This window comes from Phycisphaeraceae bacterium (genome assembly GCA_019636555.1).
Lineage (GTDB): Bacteria > Planctomycetota > Phycisphaerae > Phycisphaerales > UBA1924 > JAFEBO01.
Genome location: JAHBXH010000001.1, coordinates 3,696,413 through 3,719,314, shown reverse-complemented (window position 1 = coordinate 3,719,314; position 22,902 = coordinate 3,696,413). Strand labels below are relative to the sequence as shown.

Here is a 22,902-nt window from a genome sequence, read left to right as displayed (position 1 = left end):
GGATCGTAATCCGGCAGATTCGCCCATCATATCGCGAAGAAAGACCAATTCGATCAACATCTTGGAAATTTCCTTGAAACTTCCTTGAATCATATTCCCGGGTCGGTTATACCAGTACAAGTGCCGCGGGAGTTGGGCTTTGGATCCCAATCCTGCGCGGCGATTTATCAACCGCGTTTTCCGCACGCAGAGGAGAGTTTGACATGGCTCGCAACTGTTCACTGTTCGTCGGCGCCGCGATCGTGGCCGCCCTTTCGACCACCGGTTCGGCGAATGCCGGGACGATCTGGGACACCGGCTCGCCGGAGGGTGGTTTCTTTGGATACACCGGGTACGACGTTTTCGTCGGGCAATCGGTCGCCGTCGCGTTCACTGTCACCCAGTCGTACTCGCTCGATCGCGTCGGGGTGTGGATGATGAGCAACGACTGGGAGAATGCGGGTCGCACATACACGCTCTCGATCCGAACCGACGCAAACGGCGGAGCGACTTCGCCGAGCAACTCTGTCCTCGAGTCCTGGAACATGGCCACGGGCGCCACCGGGTGGAACCCGGTGCTCGATCAGGCGAATTCCGTTTTGCACCCGATTCTTGAAGCGGGAAAGACGTACTGGATCGTCGCCGAGAGCACCGAGGAGCCCTTTGTGGATCCGGTTTGGGTGTGGGCGAACTACTGGGATGGGGCGCTCAGCGGCAATATCGACTGGGTTAGCAATCCCGGGGTCTGGCAAACCGGTGTGACCTACGGCAGCACGCCGGGCACGGTGATTGAAGGAACTCTGATCCCCGGCGTCGGGACTCTAAGCCTCGCGGGTATGGCGGGCCTGCTCGCGGCGCGCCGTCGACGCTGAGTCGCACCAACTCGTCTTTCGTTGCACTCCCTTGCACCTCAGCCCCGAAAAACTCGGGGCTGTTTTGTCTTTGTCGGGCGTGTGCGGCAGGGCGACAGGAGATTCGAGCTATCGGAAACCTGTGTTCATCCGAACTGTCCGCAACCCGCAATTCCGAGCGGTCGAATCGGCCCTGGCGGGTACGCGCGGGGAGAGTGGAGACGATCATGCGAATGCAATGCTTGTTGCTCGCGGTTATCGCACCGTTCGCCGTCGCGAGCACAGTGGCGAACGCGGGATCGGGGAGCGGGGAGCTCTCGGAACTGCATCGCGAGATGCTGAGCAAGCGGTCGGACGCAGCACTTTCGACGTGTTTCGCCGAGGGCGCGAGCCCGGAACTCGTCGCGGCGTTCGCGCCCGCTGACGCGGCGCGCTTTCAGAACGCGGGTCGCTGGGAAAGGGCGGCGTATGCGCCGGCGGGCAGCCCCTTCGGACAACCCGTCACGATTTCGTACTCGATTGTTCCGGATGGAACTCCGATCAACGGGTTCAACGGTGAGGCGGATGCGCCGTCCAATCTGCGCGAATTCCTCACCGGAATTCACGGGAGCGAAGCGGCGTGGATGGCTCATGTGCACGCGGCGTTTGCGCGCTGGAGCGAGGTGTGCGGCGTGAAGTACGTCTTCGAAGAGAACGACGACGGCGTGGCGCTTGGGTACGGGCTCGGGGTGCCTGGAGTGAGGGGTGACTGCCGCATCGGCGGGCACCGGATCGACACAAACGGGAACATCCTGGCGTACGCGTTCTTTCCTTCCTCGTTCGAAATCGGTGAGAGCGGGGACGTCGTCGTCGATACGAGCGACAACTTTTTCAACAATCTCGCGGGCAATTCTCTGCTGCTGCGGAATGTGATCGCCCACGAGCATGGGCATGGGTTGGGGATGGCGCACGCGTGCCCGGTCGATGCTTCGAAACTCATGGAGCCGTTTATCGCGTCCAATTTCGATGGGCCGCGGCACGATGAGGTACGTCACGGGCAATACCTGTACGGCGATCGATTCGAACCCAACGATGATGCCGGGGCGGCGACAGCGATGGGAGAGTTGAGCGCCTGCGGGGCGCTGCGCGTGGGCGATCGGACCACGATTTCGCCGTTCAATCCGGCGGAACTGAACCGCATACCCCAGACGTCGCCCGCGGCACTCGGGTACTTTGGCGACCGCGATTTCTATTCGTTCGAAACGACGGCGGCGCTGCGGGTCGACGTGAAGCTCGAACCAGTCGGGTACTTGTTCGACGATTCTCCCGAGGCTTGCGGCGGCTGCTGCTCGGGCACGCTTGGCGATTCTCAGAGGCAGTGGCGGCTCGGCTTTGATGTGTTGGCGGCGGACGGCCAAACGGTCATCGGGTCCGAGACCGCGACGACACTCGGCGGCGCTGCGCTCGCGTCGGAGGTGCTGCTGCCGAGCGCCGGGAATTACTTCGTTCGGGTTCGGGGCGACGCCTTCGAAGCCGGATCGCAGATGTATTCGCTTGTGATCGATGCGAGGAGCGCCGCGCTCCGTGCCTCGCCGGCGGGTGAAACGGATCAGGGTGTCTTGCCGGGGGCTTCGCGAGCGATTGATATCGTGGTCGCACCGGATCGGGAAGAGGTGGACGTTTCGAGTTCGCGTTTGTGGTATCGGCGCACTCCGGCCGAGGCGTGGCGCGCGGCGCTCCTGCGGCAAGAATCGCCCGGCCTGCTTCGGGGAATCATTTTCAACGTTCCGTGCGGCGTGCCGCTTGAGTGGTACGCGGAGGTCGCCGGAACGGGCGGCACGGTGGTGACGACGCCTTGCGGGGCACCCGCCGCAACGCACAAGCCATTCGTCGGTGCACGGACGGTTGTGTTCGAAGACGATTTTGAAGTCGGTCGCGGCTGGAGTGTCGGGACCGATACCGCGACATCGGGAAACTGGACGCGCACCATTCCTGTCGGGACGCAGGCGCAGCCGGGCGAAGATCGCTCGCCGGTGGGATCGCGGTGCTATGTCACCGGGAACGGTCTGCCGGGCGACGCACCCGGCGCTGCCGATGTGGACGGTGGGTACACGCAGGTCGTGAGCCCGCTTCTGAATCTGGCGGTGTATTCCGATGTCGAGGTGTCGTACTGGCGCTGGTATTCCAATGGGAGCAGCAGCGGTCCGTACGTTGACACCGCGAGCTTTGATGTCAATGTCAATAACACTTCGAACTTCTTCTGGCGCAAGGCCGACATCATCGGTCCGGGAAGTGCGATCGATACCGACGTCAACGGTGGCTGGCGGAAGCGCGCGTTCCGATTCTCGTCATTGCCGGTCACGCCGACGAGCATGACAAGGCTGCGGTTTTACGTGTCGGATCTCTTTGAAGGATCGATTGTCGAAGCGGCGTTGGATGATGTGAAGGTGGTGGGGCTCCGATGCGATGCCGTGCCCTCATGCATCGGCGACCTCAACGGAAACAAGGTTGTCGGCGATGCCGATTTCGGCCTGTTCGTCGAGGCGTACAACCAGATGCTGTGCCCAGCGGAAAACCAGACCTGTCCCGCCGACTTCGATCTGAACGGATTTGTGGACGACGCGGACTTTTCAATCTTTGTCGGAGCCTACGCGAGCATGGTCTGTTCGTGACCGGGAGCTATTCCTCCGGCACATTGTCGCTGGTCACGATCTCGCGGAACTTGGCGCGGAGTTTCTTGGTGATCGGCCCTTCGCCCTTGGTCTTACCGATGTGGTTGGCCTTGGTGATGGCTTTGCCGTCGTGCTGATCGATCTGCGAGATCGCGATGATTTCCGCCGCGGAACCGGTCAGGAACACCTCGTCGGCCTTGAGCAGTTCGTCGAGCTTCATGTTTTTTTCGGCGCACTTGAGGCCGAGCGCCGGGCAGAGAACCTTCTGCACGAATTCGCGTGTGATCCCTTCAAGAATGCCCGCGTCGCTCGGCGTGGTGTAGACGACGCCGTCTTTCACCATGAACACGTTGTCGCCCGAACCTTCGGTGACAAAGCCCTCGGTGTTCATCATGATGACTTCGTGGCAGCCGTAGTCGATCGCTTCGCACTTCGCAAGGATGTTGTTCAGGTAGTTGAGGCTCTTAATACGCGGATCGAGGCAGGGGATCGGCGTTTTGGGTCGGTTGGCGACGATGACGCGCATCCCGTTCTCGTACATCTCTTTCGGGAACAGGTGGATCTCGTCGGCGATGCAGATGACGCCGGGAACCGGGCACTTGCGCGGGTCGAGGCCGAGCGTGCCGTAGCCGCGGCTGACGACGAGGCGGATGTACCCCTCGGAGATGTTGTTCATCTCGATGCAGCGGCGCTGCACGGCGACCATTTCATCCTTTGTGATGGGGATCTGCAGGCGGATGGCTTCGGCGCATTTGTAGAGCCGGTCCATGTGCTGCTTGGACTTGAAGATCTTGCCGCGGTAGACGCGGATGCCCTCGAAAACGCCGTCGCCGTAGAGCAGTCCGTGGTCGTAGACGCTGACCATGGCCTTGTTCTTGGGGAGCATCTGACCGTTGACGTAGATGAAGGGGCGTTCTTCCTGCGCGCTCGGAACATGAAAGACGCTGGGGCCCGGCAGAGCGGAGGCGTTGCCGGTGGGGCTTGGCACGATGGTCGAAGTGGCCATGGGTGTACTCCCGACGTCTGGTAACGGAGCGGTCCTTCCCGCGAAACTCCCTTGGCGGTCGGGCGATCCGTACGAAACGCATGATACGGATGCTCGTCGGCCCGGGTGCGAAATGAGGGGCTCCACAGGTCGGACTTTGCGTGAGAAATCCCGCCGCATTTGTGTCTCACCGAAACCGAAAAACCTCGATTGCGAACATGTTTCCCGGGGAAATCGTGAGGCAATCCACTCAATCTCTCATCGCCACACCGACGTGCGAATTCGGGATTTTCCGATCGGAGTCCGCATTTCCCGGTGAAGTTCGCCGGTCGGTGGCGCGCTCGCACCTGCTCGCGTTTCCGCGCGGCACGTCGAGCATCAGGCAGTCGGGACAGCCGGCGCAGATCGCGACGCCGGTGTTCGCGGTTTTCTACAACGTCGGCTGCGAGTACACGGCGACCTCGATCGGTTCGGATCGCGAGAGCACCGCGTTTGTACGAGTGGGAGGACGGGATCTGCGCGAGATGATCGGCGGCTTCGATCCAGCCGTCGCCGACCGCCCCGAGGCGCCGTTTTCGTTTTCGTCGGGGCCGGTCTCCGACCGGGTGTTTATTTCCCAGGCGGCACTTGAGTGTTCGGCGACGCGTCTCGACGCGCTCGCGGCGGAAGAAACGACGCTCCGGCTCGTGAATGACGTCGTCGTGGCGGCGTACACGGCGCGGTCGATCCGGCGGAGAGTCCGCGCCGGAAAATCGGACCGGGACTACGCGCACTGGACTCAGGAAATCCTCGCTTCGAGCTTTCGGTCGCAGAGCGGGCTGACGGAACTCGCCGAACGCGTCGGCGTTTCGCCGTTCTATCTCTGCCGCATCTTCAAGCGCGAAGTCGGGATGACAATTCACGAATTCCGCGATCGGCTGCGCCTTCGGGCGGCACTGGTTGAAATCGCCGACTCCGATCTCCCGATGTCGCTCATCGCGGCACGCGCCGGCTACTCGAGTCAAAGCCACTTCACCGATGCGTTCCGGACTCGATTCGGTGTGCCGCCCGGCCGCGGCAGGAAGCTCCTGAAAAATAGGGCTTGCGCCTCCGAATTTGAAGACCGCAAGATTCTGGAAGACTGAACAACCCGCTCGCGATACGTTGCAGGGAGTCGCCGTTCGGCGCCCCTTTTCTACTTTATTTCGTGGGAGCGGGAGATCGCGATGAAGTCTTTGAAATCTTTGTTCGTTGTCGCATTGCTGGCCTTTGCCGCGGCCTCGGCGCACGCGGAACGCTTTGTGCTCGTTGGCAGTTGGCAGGGAGCGATCAATCGCTATCGCCTCGACGGCTCCTTTGTGGATCAATTCGTCGCGCCGGGCACCGGCGGCATGAGCTTTCCGGACGGCATGGCATATGGAGCGGATGGAAACTTGTACGTGGCGGATGCGAACAACGCCCGCGTGCTCCGATTCAATGGTTCGACGGGCGCGATCATGGGCACCTTTGCGATGGGCTCGCTGCAACGTGCCGGATACTGCGAGTTCGGCCCCGACGGTTTGCTGTATGTCTGCAGCAACGGGGACAACGCGGTGCATCGGTTCGATCCGACGACCGGCGCGTCGCCGGGAGTCTTCGCGAAAGTTGCCGGGATGCAGTTTCCGGCAGGGCTCGCTTGGTCCGACAACACCATGTACGTCACCGGGTTTCAGAGCAACAGGGTCTACAAGTTCAACGCGGTATCGGGAGCGTCGCTCGGCACACTCGCCGGCACATTCAATATGCCTCTCTATGTCCGGGCGGGTCTTGGCGGCAATCTGTACATTTCCGAGTACGGACGCAACGCGGTCTCCAAGTACAGCCTCGTGCAGAACCAAATAATCTCGAGCTACACGAACCAGATGAACGGTCCCGTCGGCCAGACCGTGCTGCCGGATGGAACGATGCTGGTCACGGAATGGAACGCGGGCATCATCAACAAGTACAACGAGGCGACAGGCGCATTCCTGGGCGCGTTCGTCACCGGCTTCCCGCAATGTAACGACATCCTGGTGACGCCGGACATCGTGCCGGCGCCGGGCGCCCTCGGCGGCATCCTCTTGGGGCTGGCGGTACTCGGGCGTCGGCGTCGTTGAGACCGGCTCTCGATCAGCTGCGGAGCCGTTGCGGGCCTTTTTGCATATTCATGCGATGAACAGGGCAGAAAGGTGCGGATGGCGCATCTGACAGCGCTGAAACACACTTTCGGCGCTGTTTCGGAGGCCGGTTTTGTACGGTAATGCTCTTCTGCGCTCGTCCGTGCAACTTCCCGGGTCTCATTCCGAATAACCGAAGTGCTCCGTGGGTCGAGGGAGCTCGGATGCATTCGCAAACGACGATCGTTCTCCGGACAACTCAATTCGAAGCGGGGATCTTCCGGTCGATCGGTCGGAACCCCGGAGAGTTGCGGCACGACGTCACGCGGACGCATCTGATCGCCATTCCCCGCAGCGTCAGCGCGATCACGCAGGCCGGGCGGGGCGAAAGAATCACGACTCCGGTTCGCGCCGTGTTCTATAACCGGGGTTGTCACTACACCGCCCGAAGCGTGTGCTCGCTGCGGGAAACGACGCTGTTCATCCGCGTTCCGACGGCTGTGCTGGCGGACGCGATCCGTCCGCACGATCCGCGCGTGGACGCGCGGGGCGAGCAACCTCTGACATTTACCGATGGACCGATGAGCGATGCGACGTATCTGGCGCTGACGCGCATCGCGTTGGCTTCGCCTCGGGCGCACGATGCGGACAGAGTGCTGCGCGGCGCGGTGCGAGAATTGATCGATGGTGCGTACGCCGAGCGAGCTCGGCGTGCACCTTCGCGCCACGGTGTGAATGACGATGACTACGTCCGGTGGGCTCAGGAACTGATCTCGCTGAGCATCGGAGAGAACATCGGGTTGGCGGAGATCGCAAGGCGGGTGGGGGTTTCGTCGTCGCACCTGTGCCAGGCCTTCCGGCGCCGGCTCGGCATGACGACCCAGGAATTCCGCGCTTGTCTGCGGCTGCGTTTCGCGATGCAGGCGCTGGCGGGAACGACCCGGCCCGTCGGACGGATCGAGCCGATCGCCGCGAACTTGGGGTATCCCGATCCCGCGCAATTCGCACTTGAATTCCGCCGGCGCTTCGGTGTCCCGGCGGAAAGCATGGGCTCGATTCTTCGGTCGGGCGTGCTCCACCCCGCGGGGGTGTAGTGAAATTTGCTACGCGCCTCGGAATTCGGCGTGCAATTCGCTCTTCATCTGATCCATGAGCACGCCGACTTCGGGGTCCACTTCTTCGTGGCGCAGGGTCTTGGAGGGATCGCGGAAAACGACGCGGAGCGTCACGCTTTTCTTGCCCTCGCCGAGCTGCTTGCCCCGGTAGGTTCCGATGAAACGGAACGATTCGATCCGCTTGCCGGCTTCGGAAGAGCCGACGCGCTGCACGATCGAGGAGACATTCGCCCACGTGACCGCCTCGGCGACAACCGGCGAGAGATCGCGCTCGACCGAAGGAAAGGACGGGAGTGCTTCAATCGCACCCTTCGGCGGAAAAGTGTTCAACAGTCGGTCTACAAGCATCTCGCCTCCGACAAGCGGAAGATCCAAGCCGAAGAGTGCCGTTGCCGACGGCGCAAGGACGCCGAGGTGTCCGATCGGCGCATTGCCGAGTTTGACGAGGGCGAACGCCCCCGCGCCGAACGCAGCGGAAACGGGTTCCGTGGCTTCGATTGTCAACTGAGCGAGCGCTTTGGCGCCGCCGAGTGACGAGACGATCGTTTCGATCACCCCGCGGAGCGCTCGAACACCATCCTGCGTTTCATTCAGGGTCACCGACTTGCCGGCCACCGCGACATCCATCAACAGACCCAGGCTCCGGTGTTCGACCTGCGCACCCTTGGCATCCCTTGCGAAGACCGAAGCGATTTCATAGAGTCGAATGCCACCCGGGTTTGCAACCTGGCCATCGAGATTCGCCTTGCGGCAGGCGAGCAAACCGGTGAGCACGCTGGGCCGGAGCGTGGGTTCCTCACCCCTTCGATCGTCATCGACACCGATTGGAGAAAGCCCGGACGGCACGAATGCCGCGGCACGCTCGGGGCGGGTGAACGAAAACGTCACGGTCTCAAAGAACCCCAAACCGCCGAGCACGGAGCCGAGTTCGCGCCGGGCTCGCACCCGTTCCTGCGGGCGCTTCACGGAAACGCCGAGGCGCGGCGCGAGCGGAATCTGATCGAGCCCGTTCTGGCGGGCGATCTCTTCGATCAGGTCGATCTCGCGGGTGAGATCGGGGCGGAAGACGGGAATCGTGCAGCGGAGTACCTCGCCCTGCGTCTCGACGCCGATTTCAAGCGCCTTGAGAATCGCGGCGATTTTCTCGGCTGGTACAGAAATGCCGAGGATTTTCGCGCAGCGATCGGGACGGAGTTCGACAACAGTTCGCGGCAGCGCGGGCGCACCCGCGCTCAGCACACCCTTAAGCAACTGCCCGCCCGCAACCTCGACGATGAGGCTGGCGGCGCGGCGCGATGCGGACTCCAGAGTGCGCGAATCGACAATCCGCTCATACCGATGGCTCGCGTCGGTGCGGAGTTGGAGACGGCGTGCGGCGGCACGCACGCGCGTCGGGTCCCACGTGGCCATTTCGAGCGCGATATCAGTCGTGGTGTTCGTGACTTCGGAATCACCGCCACCCATCACACCGGCCAAACCCTGTGCGCGCTGCGCGTCGGCGACGACGATCTCGCCGGCTTTCAGGACCCGCTGCTTGCCGTCGAGCGTGAGAAGTTTTTCTCCTTCGGTCGCCTCGCGGACGACGATCGCGGGGCCCGCGAGTTTCTTGAGATCGAAAACGTGGCAGGGATTGCCCAGTTCGAAATTGATGAAGTTCGTGACATCGACCACGTTGTTGATCGAGCGCTGGCCGACCGATTCAAGTGCCTTCACCAGCCACGCGGGGCTCGGGCCGACTCTGACGCCCCGGATCACGCACAGCGTGAACATCGGGCACGCCTGGGGCGCGCGGTTTTCGAGTTTGACCGCGGAGGCGACATCTTCATTGGCTGGAGCGGGCTCGGGCTTTTCCTTGCCGCCGGTGCCGGGGGACTTGAACTTGCGGCCGGTCTTTGCCGCGGCTTCGCGGGCGAGACCGACGAGGCTGAGCGCATCACCACGGTTGGAGGTGATGGCGACATCGAAGCGGGTGTCGCCTCCGAGATCTTCGCGGGACTCGATCTCGAAGCCGGCATCGATAAGGGCGTGCTCGATCTCGCCGGGGGTCAGGTTGCCCGGTTCGAGGTAGGAATTCAGCCAGTTGGCGGCAATGTGCATGGGGCGGAAGAATAGGAAAGAGGCGGGTCTCGGCGACCCGCCTCATCAAGTGGCACAATCGAGAGTCGTGGAACTGGCTACTTTCGGGGCTTCAAGGGCGCATCGGGGACAATGTCGCCATTCGCATGCGAATCGGTGCCGTTTCCGGAAGAAACTCGTCCAAGCGCCGGAGGCAATTCAATTCCCGCCTGATTCGCGAGTTCGTGCAGCTTCGGCAGCGCGCCGACCATGCCCGAGACCCAGTCGGCGGTGGTGTTGCGGCCGGTTCCGTTGGCGGACATGCCGCTGTCCCAGACCGTGACCTTGTCGATCTTGAGATTCTGCACGGCCTTTACCTGTTCGGCGACGAGCTTGGGCAACTGCTCGATGAGAAGCAGCGTCGGTCCGACCTGCGGGTTGCTGCCGCAGGCTTCGATCAGCTTGCGATAGCCCTCGGCCTTGGCTTCGAGCACCTTCTGCGTACCGGTCGCTTCGGCCTCGTACTTGGCGAGAATTGCGTCGGCGGCGCCCTGTGCTTCGATGCGCTGGCGTTCGGCCTCGGCGCCCGCCGCGATCTCGATGCGCTTGCGCTCGATTTCCTGCGATGCGAGCGTTTCTTTGCTCAGGCGTGCGAGTTCCTGCTCGCGCTGCGCGATGAGAATGGCTTCCTGCGCTTTGGCCGAGGCGACTTCGGAGCGTTTGCGCGACTCGGCCTGGACTTCGGCGAGCTTGGCATTGCTCTCGGCCATCGTGGCGCGGGCGGAGTTTTCGCCCGTCGTCGCCGCCGACTCCGCCTGGGCGACTGCGATGCGCTGCTCCTGCTCGGCTTTCTTTTTGGCCGCCATCGATTCGGCCTCGCGCTGCGCACGAGAAACTTCCATGTCGCGGTTGGATTGCGCTTCGCCGGCGATGGCCTGCGCTTCGAGCGCCGCAACGGCAACGCGCTTGGTCTGCTCGGCGTCTTTTTGTCCTTTGGCGGCGATTGCGCTTTCGTTCGCGACCTGCACGTTGCGTTCGCGGATGGCGAGCGCTTCACCGATGGCGCCGTCGCGTTCCTGCTGGGCGACCTCGACCTTGGCGCGGTTGATCGCTTCCGCCGCGGCACGCTTGCCGATCGCCTGGATGTAGCCCGACTCGTCGGTGATATCGCGGATGTTGACGTTGATCAGTTCGAGACCGACCTTATTGATTTCCGTCCCGACGTTCTCGTTGATGAGCGTCATGAATTTTTCGCGGTCGCGGTTGATCTCTTCGATCGAGAGCGTCGCGATCACGAGGCGCAATTGACCGAGGATGATGTCCTGGCATTGCTCGCGCACCTGCTGAACGTCGAGATTCAGCAGACGTTCCGCGGCGTTGTTCATGATGACGGGGTCGGTCGAAATGCCGACCGTGAACGTGGCGGGTACGTTGACGCGGATGTTGTTCTGGGAGAGCGCGCCCTCGAGTGGAATGTCGATGACGATTGGCTCGAGCGAGAGGTAGGAATAGTCCTGAACTAGCGGGATGACGAACGCGCCGCCGCCGTGCAGGCATTTGCTCGCTTTGTTCCCGCCGACGCGACCGAAGATGACGAGGATCCGATTCGACGGGCAGCGCTTGTACTGCTTGACGACGAAGATCACGAAGAACAGGAAGAGGAGCAGCACCCCGCCTATGAGACCGAGCCACATCAGCGGCTGCGCCGAGTTATTCGAGCTGCTTTGTCCAAGGCTGAGAATCTGATTCATGGTTCCCTCGCACTCGTTTCTATGACCATTCCGGCTGGCCCGGCCGTTTTTCCAATCAAACCGTTTGCGCAAGCGCAATCACGCTTCGACCGCGACGACGCCCACGGTATTGTCCTGATTCACTCGTACTACACGCACACGCCGGCTCGACGCGATCGCATCGCCCTCCGATTTGGCGTTGACGATCCGCATTCGATCGCGCAGCACCATCCGAACCTGCCCCGAGCCTTCGCCCAATGCGGGGATGTTGACATAGACCTCGCCCTCGTTTCCGATTGCGGAGTCGAGCGAGATATTGCCGCTTTGCTGCATGTCGAAAATTGCCTTCAGCATGAGCGCGAGCAGCCAGACCATTCCCATCCCGCAGAGGATGGCGACGAGCAGACTTGTTTGCCAGGGCCAAACAGCGCCGCGATAAGCGCCGAGACCGCCCCAGCCGAATCCCATTGAAAAAGTGGAGATGCTCTGCAGGCTGAGGAGCTTGAACGCCTCGCCCGGGTCGGTGTGCGATCCATCGACATCGGCATCAGTTTCGATGTCGAGGCCGTGAGAGTGCCCAAGCAGCAGGAACGCGAGACGGAAAACGAAGAACGCCGTGCCCAATGCCGCTGGCAGAGCGAAGTAACCCGCGTTGTCGCCGAAGAAAAGTTCGAGCACCCGGAATCCCCCTTTCAACGCGCAATCGTAAGCGACCGGCGTCCCATCCTCGCCCCATCATTCCGAATACCGCGATCGCGGTTTCATAGATGCCTTGGGGCGCGGGAATTGACAGGCGGCGCGCGCAAGTATCCACTATCGTTCACGGTGGAGGCCACCAAACCCGCAACTCCGATCGCCGTCGGAATCGACCTGGGTACGACCAACAGCCTGGTTGCGGTGTGCGATGAGCGTGGTCCGCGCGTGATCGAGGACGAGGCGGGGCGGGCGCTCCTCCCAAGCGTGGTGCGGTACAACGACGACGGCGGGGTTGTGGTGGGACATGAGGCGAAGCTGTACGCGCACGAGTTCCCGGCTGCGACGGTCTCGAGCGCAAAGCGGCTCATGGGTCGATCGGCCTCCGATGCGCGGAAGTCCGAGGCGTTTGTGCCGTTCAGAATCGTTGCGGGCGAGAACGATACCGCGCGGATTCAGGTTTCGCGGGGAGACCGAGAAGAGGTCCACACCCCGCAAGAGATTGCGGCGGTGATTCTGCGGGAATTGAGACAGCGTGCGAGCAAAGCGCTGGGCGTTGAGGCTTCACGGGCGGTCATAACCGTCCCGGCGTACTTCGATGATGCGCAGCGCCAGGCGACCAAAGACGCGGGCCGGCTGGCCGGACTCGATGTGATCCGGATTGTGAACGAGCCCACTGCCGCGGCCTTGGCGTACGGGCTTGGCGCGGGTACTTCCGAGGAATCATCCGGCGAGCGGATCATCGCTGTTTACGACCTGGGCGGCGGCACTTTTGATGTGTCGATCCTGCGCATCACTCCCGCGCGCAACCAGGGAGAGACGAGCTTCTTCGAGGTTTTGGCGACGGCAGGTGACACGCACTTGGGAGGTGACGACGCCGACCACGCGCTGATGACATTCCTGCTCGGAGGCGATCCCGCGGGGCTATTTCCCGCCGATCGCCGGATCCTGAAGAACGAGGCCGAGTCGCTGAAGATTCGGCTGAGCGAGCATGAAGCCGTCAACTCTGAATTCGCGATCGCGGGGCGCACGCTCAGTCGGCTGGTGACACGTGAGCAGTACGAGAAGCTCATCTCGCCGCTCGTCGATCGCACGATCGAGCACTGCCGGCGAGCGATCGCCGACGCGGCACGAACGCTGAAATCGGAGTCGCCTCCCGCCATCGAGCGTGTGATCATGGTCGGCGGCATGACGCGGACGCCGCTGGTTCGAAGGCGAATCGGCGAGTTTTTTCATCTCGAGCCGTACATCGCGGTCGATCCGGATCAGGTTGTCGCGCTCGGAGCCGCGGTGCAGGCCTCGATCCTGACCGGCCGCACCAAGGGTGCGCTCCTGCTTGACGTCATTCCTCTTTCGCTCGGGATCGAGACAGTGGGGGGCGCGGTCGCGAAGCTCATCGTTCGAAACAGCACCGTCCCGGCGAAAGCGAGCGAGTTTTTCTCGACGAGCGTGGACAACCAGACCTCGATCCGGCTTTCGGTTTTTCAGGGTGAGCGAGAAATGGCGGCGGACTGCCGCAAGCTCGGCGAATTTCACGTCCGCGGCATCCCGCCGATGCCCGCCGGAATTCCGCAGCTCGAAGTTCGATTTCTGGTCGATTCGAGCGGCGTGCTGAATGTTTCGGCGCACGAGCGCCGAAGCGGGAAGAGAGCGGCGCTCCAGGTCATCCCGAATCACGGGCTGACGCGCGAAGAGGTCGACCGAATGGAACTGGAGAGCTACGCCCACGCTCGCGAGGACATGCAGCGACACCGCATCGTCGATCTCATCGCCAACTCAAAGTTGGATCTGAAGTGGATCGGAGAACGGTTCGAGCGGTTTAAAGACATACTCGAACCAGAGAACCGTGTCGAATTGCAGCGCCGCATGGAGGCTCTTCGCGACTTTGTGCAGAGCGCGGAAGCACAGTGGGATTCGGTGAACGCCGACGAGTTCCATCGCGCCAAGGAAGCGCTCGATCGGGCCAGCATGCGGCTCCAGGAAGTGGGTATCGCGATGTCACTCAAGGCAGAAGGCCGCAAGATTTGATGCGGGTGACCGGTCAGAATTGAGGTTGCAGCGGCGCGGGACCAACGGTCTGGATCGTCATCGGCCCGAGTTGGCGCCTCGAGAGATACTCGTTGACCTGTTCGAGCGTCACGGCATCAACCTCGCGAGAGAGTTCCGCGAGCGTGCGGCAGCGCCCGAGGCGGAAGTAGTCGGAGCCGATCGCGGCTGCACGTGCGGCGGAGGATTCACCCGCAAACACGAGCCGGCTCTTCATTCCCGTCCGCGCGCGTTCAAACTCGTCGGCGGTGACGGCGCCCTCTTTCGTCAGGATCTTTCGGAGTTCGGCGATCAGCACATCGAGGCTTTCCTGGGCGCGTTCCGGCTTGCTTCCGACGTACGCGACGACGCCTCCCGTGTCTCGGTCGCCTCTGTACCCGGCGCTGACGCTGTAGCAGAGCCCGCGTTTCTCGCGCACTTCGGTGAAGAGCCGCCCCGACATGCCGCCGGAGAGAACGTTGACCACGATCTTCTCGAGCAGCGAATCGGAGGAGGATTCGGTCGGCGCGTCGTAAACGAGCACGATCTGCATCTGGTTCGTGGCGTCGATCTCGTGGCCGTAACCGCGAACCGGAACTCCGTCGACGACGGGTTCGGGGCTCGTGCCGCTCCAGTCGCCAAGCAACTCATCGAGTTGCTGAGCGAGTTCGGCCGGATCGACCGCGCCGGCCGCGCAAAAGATCGAGCGCGCCGGGCTCTGCGCCTCGATCCATCCCTTCGCGAGTTCATCGTGTGTAATCGAAGTCAGGCCGGATTCGGTTCCGAGCCCCGAACGATTCAACGGTGAGCGATAGTGTCGCTCGCGGGCCGCGAGCACGGCCCGCTGCTGCGGATCGTCCGCGAGCGCCGCGATCGCCTGGAGTGCCAGGTCGCGTGCGGGCTCCACGGCGTTCTGATCGAACCTGGGACGCAGAACCATGTCGGTCAGCAGCGGCAGTGTGGCGTGCAGGCGCTCTCCCAGCAGGATCGAGCTCAGGCGAAGGAAGTACGACCCGTTATCCACGTTCCTCGAAGCGCCAAGCCGGTCCACCGCATCCGCGTGAGACCTGGAATCGAGCGCCTGCGTGCCGCGCATCAGCATTTCGGCCCACATCGCGGCACGTCCCATGCGCGCCGAGGGGTCTTCCGCGAATCCGCCGGGCAGGAGCCATGAAAGCGAGAGAGAGCGAACGGCGGGGTTCGGTTCGACGAGCAAGGTCATACCGCACCGCAATGTGGAAACGTGGATCGACATCGGTGTCGAGTGTAGGAAACTCTTGCTTATCGGAATCGGCCGGCGCAATCGCGCAGCGCAGCTCCCGGCGCTGCTGGACCGGGCATCCGATCGGGCCGATGGGGGTGGGGGTGTTTTCATGCTCAGAGTGACGATCTACCAGGCCCGGGACGGCATGATCGTGGCGATGCCGGTGCTCCATCCGCGCCGCCCCGAGGTTGTGTTGCTGCGCCCCGGGGCCGTGCTCGATCCGCACACGATCGCGAAAATGCGGGAAATCGGGCTTCACGAAGTCTGGGTGAAATATCCGCGGCTCGATCGGCTGAGCGAGTATTTCTCCGCCGGTGTCGTGCAGGCGTGCGCCGCGGTGACGGGACAGATCCGGACCGCGCTCGACAGCGCCATGCGTGACGCACACGCCCGGCTCGACTACGCCGCGTACCGGCGGGCGGTGTCGGGCTTGCTGGAAAAATTCTGCGAGCGTCCCAAGGCCGCGATGTTCGTCGGAGAACTGGGAGATGGCGCATCCCCGGCGCTGCGCCACGCGAGCAGCGTCTGCATGCTCAGCGTGCTCATGGGCATCAAGCTCGATTTCTATTTGATCCAGGAACGCATCCGCCTGGCGGCGCACAGCGCAAAGGACGTTTCGAACCTCGGCGTCGGAGCGATGCTGCACGACATCGGGATGGTGCGGCTCGATCCGGCAGTGCGGGAGCGCTGGGAAGCGACGCGTGATGAGTCCGACCCGGAGTTCCGCGAGCACGTTCAGATCGGGTTTGAAATGGTCCGCGATCAGATCGAACCTTCCGCCGCGGCGGTGGTGTTGCATCATCACCAGGCGTTCGATGGAACGGGCTTTCCGGTGAGGAAGGAAGAAGACGAGAAACCTCCCAAGGGTCAGGAGATCCACGTCTTCGCACGGATCGTCGCGGCGGCGGACCGCTTCGTACGGCTCCAGCGGACCGGCAGCGCGAACGGGACGGCGATCCCCACGGTCCGGGCGCTCAAGCTGATTCAGGAACCCGCGATCGCGGACAAGATCGATCCGGTCGTGCTCAAGGCGCTCTTCAATGTCGTCCCCGCATACGCGCCCGGCACGATCGTGACGCTCTCGAGCGGGCACGAGTGCGTGGTGACGCATTGGTCGCACGAGAATCCGTGCCGCCCGGTCGTCGAAACGCTGGTGCCGCCGGGCCGCGATGACGAGCCCGAGGCGTTCGATCTCAGGTTGCGGTCGGACATCTCCGTGGTGCGGGCGGAAGGACACGCGGTGGCGGAAGACAATTTCGCTCCCATGAACGCCCATGCGTACGACCTGCTGCATGGCGCGATGGGAAAAGAGAACCGCACGCTCGAACTGCTGAAACAACGCAAGGCTTCTTAGGAATGTCTTTGGCGCCCTATTTCGCGGGAGCCGACGCGTCCGCCTGCTTGCTTTCGGGCTTGGCTTCCGATGATTTCAGAGCGACGGAGGCTTCGGCGGGCTTGACGGCGCTGCCGGGCGAGGAGCCGTCGGCGATTGGCTTCGGCGCCGGCTTGCCGCTCTGCGTGATCGCGGCCTTTGGAGCTGGTGAGTCTTTGACAACCGGGATGCCCTTTTCATCGAGCGTATAGCCCGCGAGTTCAAGGCTTGCCTTTTCCCAGGCGCCCGAAAGCACCTCCGCCGGCGCCGGATCGCGGAGCAGGATTGTGCGCCCGACGTCGATGCCCGCGAGGATCTGCGCGAACGTGTCCGAGCGCTTTCCGAGTTTGATGGGCACACGTTCGTATCGGCCCGCCTTGCTGGCGTACACGTATCGCACGGGACCGCTCGTGAAGACGCCCTGCACCGGAATCCCGATCGAGTCCTCCACCCTGCCCATGGTGAGCCGGGCCTCGCAGCGCATCGACGGCTTGAGGAGTGAAATATCCTCGTCGCGTTCGATCTTGATTTTGACCGTGTATTCGCGGCGGTCGGGATCGCGCCATCCGCCAGATTCCGCCAGCACGCCGATCGAATCAACCATGCCCTGGAAGATTCGTCCGTTCGCCGCGTCAACCTTGACCGTTGCGGGCATCCCCGGCTTGATATCGCCTGCCAGGCTCTCGTGCACCTGAACGGATGCCACCATCTCGCTTGTGTCCGGGAGGACGACGAGCAGCTCGTTCGGATAGACCTGCCTCCCGATCTGAAGCGGACCCTCGTTGTTCCACCGGTTGCGGCTCATGCTCGTCGCGTAAACGACCAGCCCGCCGGACGGCGCTTTGACGGTGCACGCCTCGAGCTGCTGGCGCCACTTGTTGAGCGAGTTTTCCCGGATCGTCAGTTGCGTGCGCTTGTTGTTCCGCTGCGCCGCCTTGCTCGCAAGGTCGATCTCGGCGTTCATCTTGACCTTGACGAGCTCGCTGTTGGCCTGCTCGAGATCGCCCTGTTTCTGCTTCTGGTCCTTGGGAAACTGGTAATCCTCGTACACCTTGTCGTCGAGCTGCGATTTGATCCACGCACTCTGCGCCTTGATGTAGTCGAGCTCGTCGCGATCCAGTTCATCCTTGGAAAGGAATCCCTGTTCCTGAAGCTTCTGCGAGCGGATCAGCTTTTCGGCGAGGCGATCAAGCTCCAGCTTGGACTGCGACAGCGCGAGCCGATTGCCCTCGCGTTTGGTCTTCACCTCGCCCTCCAGCCACTGCTCCAGCGAAAGCTTCGCGAGCGTGACCTTCAACTCGGCGTTGCGCAGGTTGTTGGCGTTTTCATTGACCTGGATGTTGTACCCGTTCTCCGCCGCGACCAACTCGCTTTTGGAGGTCTCGATCTGGAGAAGCTGCTCATCGATCGCGGTCAGAATCCGATCCGAGTTAAGACGCACGAGCACGTCGCCTTCCTTGACGCGCGTCCCCTCCGGGATGATTTCCTGGATCACGGCCTGTTGCTCGACCCGTGATCGGATCTCGATCTGCTTCTTGGCCTCGAGTTCCCCGGTGGCGAGCGTTGTGATATCGAAGCTGATCTTCGAAATCTCGGCCGTATCCGATGTCGATAGAGCACCGGGATTTGCGGCTTCGCCCGTCAGACGCCCATTCGCAAAGATTGCCCAAGTCGTCCCCGCCGCGAGCACCACGATCACTCCCGTCACCAAGACCCTTTTCTTTGGCTTTGATTTGACCATAGAAGGGGCTCCTGATCGGGCGGCTGGACCGGTCGAGGCAAGATCCGGGTGAATCGCCTCAGGAACTACCGGCTATCGTGCTCGAGGTTGCCGACGGATGAATTCGGCGGGTACCGCGCTCTAGACGAAGAATAGCGAACAATGACGCCAATCCCAACTATGTAGCCGCATGAAACGCAAAAGGTTCGGTAATTTTGAGGCCCGCAGAATGTTCCAATGACCGGTGTTTGATCGTGGTGGCTGCGGCAGTCGAAGCGCGCGCCATTCACGCCGGATTCCGCTGTGCAGCGCCGATCCCGGATCATTGGGAGCGATCGCGGCTTCACGAGAGATTCGAGTTGTTGTTGTGCGGCGTGGGCAAGTCCAATGCCGCAGGTGCCGCGGCACGCGCGATCGCCTTGGATGCGCCGTCGCGAGTCTTGAATCTCGGGATTTGCGGCGCGCTTCCGCACCCCCAGCCGCTACAGATCCGTGAATCCGTTCTGGCCTCGCGCTGCGTCCTCGCGGATGAAGGAATTGCGACAGATGGCCTCTGGTTGCCGCTGGCAAAGGCCGGATTTCCAAGCGCCATCGACGGCGACGCGATTTCAACTTCGGATTCTTTCAACCATTCACTCACCCCGTTCGCGGATCGTGTTGGCGCGATCGCGACCGTCTCGACTTGTTCTGGAAACGACGAACGCGCACGGGAAATCTTCGGGCGTTGCGCGCCCGATGGGCTTGCCGAAGCGATGGAGGGCGCGGCGATCGGAATCGCGGCGCAACGCAGCGGAATTCCCTTCGCCGAATTGCGGGTCGTGAGCAACCGGGCGGGTCATCGCGATTCGCAAGGCTGGGATTTGAAGGGCGCGCTCGCCCGCCTGGAAGCGATCGCGGCAGGATTGGCCCGGCAAGAGAGCTGATCCCGGATCGCCGCGTTATCGGCCCGCCCGGTCGCGGCTCCGGTTGTTCGCATCGCTCCGAATGCGCCGATCGCGTCGGGGCGAAAACCAAACCGATTCCCGCTCCATCCGCGCCGGCGTCAAGCGCGAGCGGCTCCTCGTCGATTCTCTTGCGTCGCTTTGTCGGCGCGGGAGGGATCGCGGCGCATGTCGCTCGAACTGCTACGAAAACTCAATTCCGTCGGGCTCATGAAGCAGCTGTCGCCTGCCATCGGCGTCGATTTCGGCGTCGACTCGCTGAAACTGATCCAGGTCCAGCCCGGCCCGGTTCCCACGCTCATTGCCGCTGCGATGGTCGAAACGCCCGACGAAATCGGCGACGATCACGCAAAGCGCCTCGACTTTCAGTTGTCGCAAATGCCGCGGCTCATCAAGAAAGGCGGCTTCCGGGGCAAGCGGGTGGTCTGTTCGCTCCCGAGTTGGCAACTCTTCTGCAAACACTTGCAGGTACAGCGCATCGACGGAGTCCCGATGCATCAGGTCGTCGGCGCCGCGGTCGGACAGCAGATCGGCTGCGATCCCGGCGCGCTGGTGCTGCGCCATCGCGAAGTGAGCGCCGCCGGTGGCAAGGCCGAGGTCATCGTGAATGCCGCGGCGCGTTCCGCCGTTCGACACATGGTGGAGGCGATGCGCAAGAGCGGGCTCGAACCCGTCGGCATGCACAGCGAATTTGCCGCGGCCATGAAAGCGTTCGAAATCGCGGGCGGCGGCGAGCAGGACGGCGTGGCCCTTTATCTCGATTTCGGTGCGCACACGACCAAGGCGATGATCGCACACGGAAAGACGATCGTCTTCGAGCGCATCATCGAGGTCGGCGGGCGCCAGCTCGATCGGGCGGTCGCGAGCCAGCTCAAGTGCGCGATGACCGAAGCGCGTCGGACCCGGCTTTCGCTCGATCGCATGATGCCGGAAGGGCAGTCGTCGGAAGGGATGGCCCTGCTCAAGGGCGCCGGTTCCGATGAGCAATCAAACGAAGTCAACCTAAGGGAGCCGCTCGAGATTCTGGCGGATGAAATCCGCATGGGGCTGCGCTATCACGACGGACTCTTTCCCGGTAAACGAGTGGATCAGGCTGTTTTTCTCGGCGGCGAGAGCCGGCAGCAGGCTTTCAGCCGTGCCATGGCGATGGGCCTGGGCATGAACACCAAACTCGCGGACCCGCTCGCCAAGGTGGCGCGAACGGGTTCGGAACCAAGCCAGGGTGTGGATCTCAAGCAGCCGCAGCCGGGTTTCGGAGTCGCCGTCGGACTTTGCCACTGCCCCGCCGACCTCTAGATCCTGAAAGGGCCAAACCATGAACCCGTTCTTGCGACAGAACAACGAGGCGCCGGCCGGAACGAGCTTCCTCCCGGAGGACTATGTCGAGCGGCAGAGCTCGGCGCGCGCCAACGCGATGGCGCTCTCGCTCTTCGCGATCGTCATGGTCGGAGTGATCGCCGCGTTCTTCGTGACCACGCGCCGGTGGGAGACCGTGCGCGCCGAGCAGAGCAAGATCAACGAGCTCTACGCGCAGGAAGCAAAGAAGATCGAGCAGCTCAAGGCCCTCGAATCGCAGCGCTCGCAGATGCTCGACAAGGCCGAGATCACGACCGCGCTCACGGAACGGATCCCGCGAAGCGTGCTCCTCGAGCAGATTGTCAACCGCTGCCCCGACGATTCTCTCGCCTTCGCCGAGCTGGAACTCAAGAGCAAGCGGATCGAACCGCCGAAAGAACTCCCCAAGTCCGCAGCGGGCGCCAAGCCGGCGGTCAAATCGCTCACCGATACCAAGGACCCCAAGGACGAGAAGAAGGACCCCGTTCGGGCTCCGAAGTTCGAATACACGCTCACGATCAACGGCCTTGCGCAGCGCAACACCGACGTCACGGACTTCCTGTCCAGGCTCGGCGACTGCAATCTGCTCGATCGCCCCGACCTGCCCTTCATCGACACGGTGAAGATCGACCAGACGACGTTCCGCAAATTCCAGATCACCGCCGGGCTCAACTCGAATGCCGACGCCCGGATCGGCTTGCCAGTGGCGAGCGCGGAGAAGCAGGCGCCCGCAAAAGCGACGGCCGGTGCCGACGTGAAGCACAACGACTGAACCCGAAAGCGGAGTGAATGATCATGCGATTCGGATTTCGCGAACTGGTGCTGATGCTCATCCTGCTCGCGGTTCCTCTGTCGAGCTACTGGCTGGTCTTTCGGCCGGTGAACGCGGAGATCGAGCTCGCCAAAGCCGAAGCGGACCTGAAGCGCGATCGGCTCTCGAAACTGCGCGAAGAAACCTCCCGCAACGCCGACCTCGAAAAGGAAAACAAGGACATCGCCGCCAGCATCGAGGCGTTCGAAGCGAAACTGCCGAGCAAGAAGGAGCTCGACGCGATCATCCGGCAGGTCTCGGAACTCGCGACGCAGCAGGGCCTCACTTCGCCGACGGTCAAGAGCCTGAAGGCGGTGAAGGCGGCGATGTACATGGAGCAGCCGCTCGAGCTCGCACTCCAGGGAAATTTCCGTTCGTTCCACGATTTCGTCCACAAGCTCGAGCAGCTCCCGCGAATCACCAAAATTCCGGACTTCAAGCTCAAGCGCGCGACCGACAAGAACGGCGATATGCAGGCCACATTCACACTCAGCATCTACTACGTTGACGAAGGGGCAAAGTCACAATGAGCGCCGCCAACAAAGAAAAGCGACTGACGGGAGAAGTCCTCCCCGAAGAAGGCAATTCGATGCCCGGCGCGTTCGCCGCGGGGCTTTCGATAGGCGATGCGCACGGGCTTTCCGCCGCGCCGCGCTCGCGGTTTCATACGCAGCACGTCATCATCTTTTCCACGCTCGCGCTCTCGGTGGCGCTGATCTACGGGATGCGACGCTACGGCATGCAGTCGGGCTTGAAGTTCAATACCGCGGACCTCAGCTACAAGCGCGATGAGTCGCAGCACCGCCGCGCCGAGGGATTCCAGCGCGTGATGGCCGAATTGAACGCCATGAACAAGCAAAGCACGGAAGGGGTGAAGACGAACCCTTTCAAGCTGATGGGAGCCGAGGCGGGCGACGCCAGAAACGACCTGACGCCACGCGATGACAGCGCCGAACTCGCGCGTCGAAAGGCCGAGGAGCGCACGCGAAAACTCACCGAAGAGCTCGGCACCCTCAAACTCGGGAGCATCATGATGGGGCGGGTCCCGCTCGCGCGCATCAACGATGAACTCGTGCGCGTCGGTGATTTCGCGGGCGAGAGTTTCAAGGTCGTGGAGATTTTGCCGCTCGCAGTCACGCTCGAGGCCGACGGCAAGAAGTTCACCCTCGAACTCGCCGACGAATCCAATCCCAAGTCCCGTCCGCCCAGGGCAAAGTAGCCGTTCAAGGTCGTCTTCGAATCGCCGGTCGCGGCGAGCGCA

General features: G+C 62.6%; 18 protein-coding genes. 12 read left to right on the top strand and 6 right to left on the bottom strand.

Annotation, left to right across the window (positions count from 1 at the left end):
• Window positions 1–203 precede the first annotated feature (203 nt).
• Together KF691_15975 and KF691_15970 are read left to right on the top strand one after the other, a co-directional pair.
• Window positions 204–851 (top strand): hypothetical protein, encoded by a 648-nt coding sequence (locus KF691_15975; GenBank protein ID MBX3390948.1) that lies wholly within the window; start codon window positions 204–206, stop codon window positions 849–851.
• Between the two features lie 206 nt (window positions 852–1,057).
• A complete protein-coding gene (locus KF691_15970) occupies window positions 1,058–3,481 on the top strand; it encodes a matrixin family metalloprotease (GenBank protein MBX3390947.1) in 2,424 nt (807 codons plus the stop codon).
• A gap of 7 nt (window positions 3,482–3,488) precedes the next feature.
• Here KF691_15970 and ilvE read toward each other — a convergent pair whose 3' ends face one another.
• A complete protein-coding gene (gene ilvE / locus KF691_15965) occupies window positions 3,489–4,487 on the bottom strand; it encodes a branched-chain-amino-acid transaminase (GenBank protein MBX3390946.1) in 999 nt (332 codons plus the stop codon).
• Window positions 4,488–4,798: 311 nt separating this feature from the next.
• Here ilvE and KF691_15960 point away from each other — a divergent pair, with 311 nt between their 5' ends.
• The 3 genes from KF691_15960 to KF691_15950 all read left to right on the top strand — a co-directional run bounded on the left by KF691_15960 (window position 4,799) and on the right by KF691_15950 (window position 7,674).
• Window positions 4,799–5,590: a helix-turn-helix transcriptional regulator gene (locus tag KF691_15960; GenBank protein ID MBX3390945.1), complete on the top strand. Its 792-nt coding sequence runs from the start codon at window positions 4,799–4,801 to the stop codon at window positions 5,588–5,590.
• A gap of 81 nt (window positions 5,591–5,671) precedes the next feature.
• Window positions 5,672–6,580, top strand: coding sequence for an NHL repeat-containing protein (locus KF691_15955; protein MBX3390944.1), 909 nt, complete (start codon window positions 5,672–5,674; stop codon window positions 6,578–6,580).
• A 224-nt stretch (window positions 6,581–6,804) separates the two neighbouring features.
• Complete coding sequence (locus KF691_15950) at window positions 6,805–7,674, top strand: helix-turn-helix transcriptional regulator (protein ID MBX3390943.1); 870 nt, start codon at window positions 6,805–6,807, stop codon at window positions 7,672–7,674.
• 9 nt (window positions 7,675–7,683) lie between these two features.
• Here KF691_15950 and pheT read toward each other — a convergent pair whose 3' ends face one another.
• From pheT to KF691_15935, 3 genes are all read right to left on the bottom strand, one after another.
• Window positions 7,684–9,792, bottom strand: coding sequence for a phenylalanine--tRNA ligase subunit beta (gene pheT, locus KF691_15945; GenBank protein MBX3390942.1), 2,109 nt, complete (start codon window positions 9,790–9,792; stop codon window positions 7,684–7,686).
• Window positions 9,793–9,869: 77 nt separating this feature from the next.
• The gene (locus KF691_15940) at window positions 9,870–11,501 is read right to left on the bottom strand and encodes a hypothetical protein (GenBank protein ID MBX3390941.1); all 1,632 of its coding nucleotides are present in this window, start codon (window positions 11,499–11,501) and stop codon (window positions 9,870–9,872) included.
• A 78-nt stretch (window positions 11,502–11,579) separates the two neighbouring features.
• Window positions 11,580–12,158 carry a hypothetical protein gene (locus tag KF691_15935; protein MBX3390940.1) on the bottom strand — a complete coding sequence of 193 codons (579 nt, stop codon included), beginning with the start codon at window positions 12,156–12,158 and terminating at the stop codon, window positions 11,580–11,582.
• A gap of 147 nt (window positions 12,159–12,305) precedes the next feature.
• Here KF691_15935 and hscA point away from each other — a divergent pair, with 147 nt between their 5' ends.
• Window positions 12,306–14,201: a Fe-S protein assembly chaperone HscA gene (gene hscA, locus KF691_15930; GenBank protein ID MBX3390939.1), complete on the top strand. Its 1,896-nt coding sequence runs from the start codon at window positions 12,306–12,308 to the stop codon at window positions 14,199–14,201.
• 13 nt (window positions 14,202–14,214) lie between these two features.
• Here hscA and KF691_15925 read toward each other — a convergent pair whose 3' ends face one another.
• The gene (locus KF691_15925) at window positions 14,215–15,453 is read right to left on the bottom strand and encodes an insulinase family protein (GenBank protein MBX3390938.1); all 1,239 of its coding nucleotides are present in this window, start codon (window positions 15,451–15,453) and stop codon (window positions 14,215–14,217) included.
• A gap of 22 nt (window positions 15,454–15,475) precedes the next feature.
• Here KF691_15925 and KF691_15920 point away from each other — a divergent pair, with 22 nt between their 5' ends.
• Window positions 15,476–16,816 carry an HD domain-containing protein gene (locus tag KF691_15920; GenBank protein MBX3390937.1) on the top strand — a complete coding sequence of 447 codons (1,341 nt, stop codon included), beginning with the start codon at window positions 15,476–15,478 and terminating at the stop codon, window positions 16,814–16,816.
• A 16-nt stretch (window positions 16,817–16,832) separates the two neighbouring features.
• On the opposite strand, the gene KF691_15915 is transcribed toward KF691_15920, so the two are convergent.
• Complete coding sequence (locus KF691_15915) at window positions 16,833–18,575, bottom strand: HlyD family efflux transporter periplasmic adaptor subunit (protein ID MBX3390936.1); 1,743 nt, start codon at window positions 18,573–18,575, stop codon at window positions 16,833–16,835.
• Between the two features lie 233 nt (window positions 18,576–18,808).
• Between KF691_15915 and mqnB the strand changes: the two genes are divergently transcribed.
• The 5 genes from mqnB to KF691_15890 all read left to right on the top strand — a co-directional run bounded on the left by mqnB (window position 18,809) and on the right by KF691_15890 (window position 22,860).
• Entirely contained in the window at window positions 18,809–19,477 is a 669-nt protein-coding gene (gene mqnB, locus KF691_15910) for a futalosine hydrolase (GenBank protein ID MBX3390935.1), read from the top strand.
• A gap of 186 nt (window positions 19,478–19,663) precedes the next feature.
• Window positions 19,664–20,791: a pilus assembly protein PilM gene (gene pilM / locus KF691_15905; protein MBX3390934.1), complete on the top strand. Its 1,128-nt coding sequence runs from the start codon at window positions 19,664–19,666 to the stop codon at window positions 20,789–20,791.
• 19 nt (window positions 20,792–20,810) lie between these two features.
• Entirely contained in the window at window positions 20,811–21,602 is a 792-nt protein-coding gene (locus KF691_15900; GenBank protein MBX3390933.1) for a PilN domain-containing protein, read from the top strand.
• 23 nt (window positions 21,603–21,625) lie between these two features.
• Complete coding sequence (pilO, locus tag KF691_15895; GenBank protein ID MBX3390932.1) at window positions 21,626–22,171, top strand: type 4a pilus biogenesis protein PilO; 546 nt, start codon at window positions 21,626–21,628, stop codon at window positions 22,169–22,171.
• Window positions 22,168–22,860 (top strand): hypothetical protein, encoded by a 693-nt coding sequence (locus KF691_15890; GenBank protein ID MBX3390931.1) that lies wholly within the window; start codon window positions 22,168–22,170, stop codon window positions 22,858–22,860. Before pilO ends, KF691_15890 begins: the two co-directional genes overlap by 4 nt.
• The last annotated feature ends 42 nt before the right edge of the window (window positions 22,861–22,902 follow it).

Bases quoted from the DNA above. Each gene is read 5' to 3' on its own strand.
- KF691_15975 (MBX3390948.1), top strand. From the start codon at position 204: ATGGCTCGCAACTGTTCACTGTTCGTCGGCGCCGCGATCGTGGCCGCC.
- KF691_15970 (MBX3390947.1), top strand. From the start codon at position 1,058: ATGCGAATGCAATGCTTGTTGCTCGCGGTTATCGCACCGTTCGCCGTC.
- ilvE (MBX3390946.1), bottom strand. From the start codon at position 4,487: ATGGCCACTTCGACCATCGTGCCAAGCCCCACCGGCAACGCCTCCGCT.
- KF691_15955 (MBX3390944.1), top strand. From the start codon at position 5,672: ATGAAGTCTTTGAAATCTTTGTTCGTTGTCGCATTGCTGGCCTTTGCC.
- KF691_15950 (MBX3390943.1), top strand. From the start codon at position 6,805: ATGCATTCGCAAACGACGATCGTTCTCCGGACAACTCAATTCGAAGCG.
- pheT (MBX3390942.1), bottom strand. From the start codon at position 9,792: ATGCACATTGCCGCCAACTGGCTGAATTCCTACCTCGAACCGGGCAAC.
- KF691_15940 (MBX3390941.1), bottom strand. From the start codon at position 11,501: ATGAATCAGATTCTCAGCCTTGGACAAAGCAGCTCGAATAACTCGGCG.
- KF691_15925 (MBX3390938.1), bottom strand. From the start codon at position 15,453: ATGTCGATCCACGTTTCCACATTGCGGTGCGGTATGACCTTGCTCGTC.
- KF691_15915 (MBX3390936.1), bottom strand. From the start codon at position 18,575: ATGGTCAAATCAAAGCCAAAGAAAAGGGTCTTGGTGACGGGAGTGATC.
- pilM (MBX3390934.1), top strand. From the start codon at position 19,664: ATGTCGCTCGAACTGCTACGAAAACTCAATTCCGTCGGGCTCATGAAG.
- KF691_15900 (MBX3390933.1), top strand. From the start codon at position 20,811: ATGAACCCGTTCTTGCGACAGAACAACGAGGCGCCGGCCGGAACGAGC.
- pilO (MBX3390932.1), top strand. From the start codon at position 21,626: ATGCGATTCGGATTTCGCGAACTGGTGCTGATGCTCATCCTGCTCGCG.
- KF691_15890 (MBX3390931.1), top strand. From the start codon at position 22,168: ATGAGCGCCGCCAACAAAGAAAAGCGACTGACGGGAGAAGTCCTCCCC.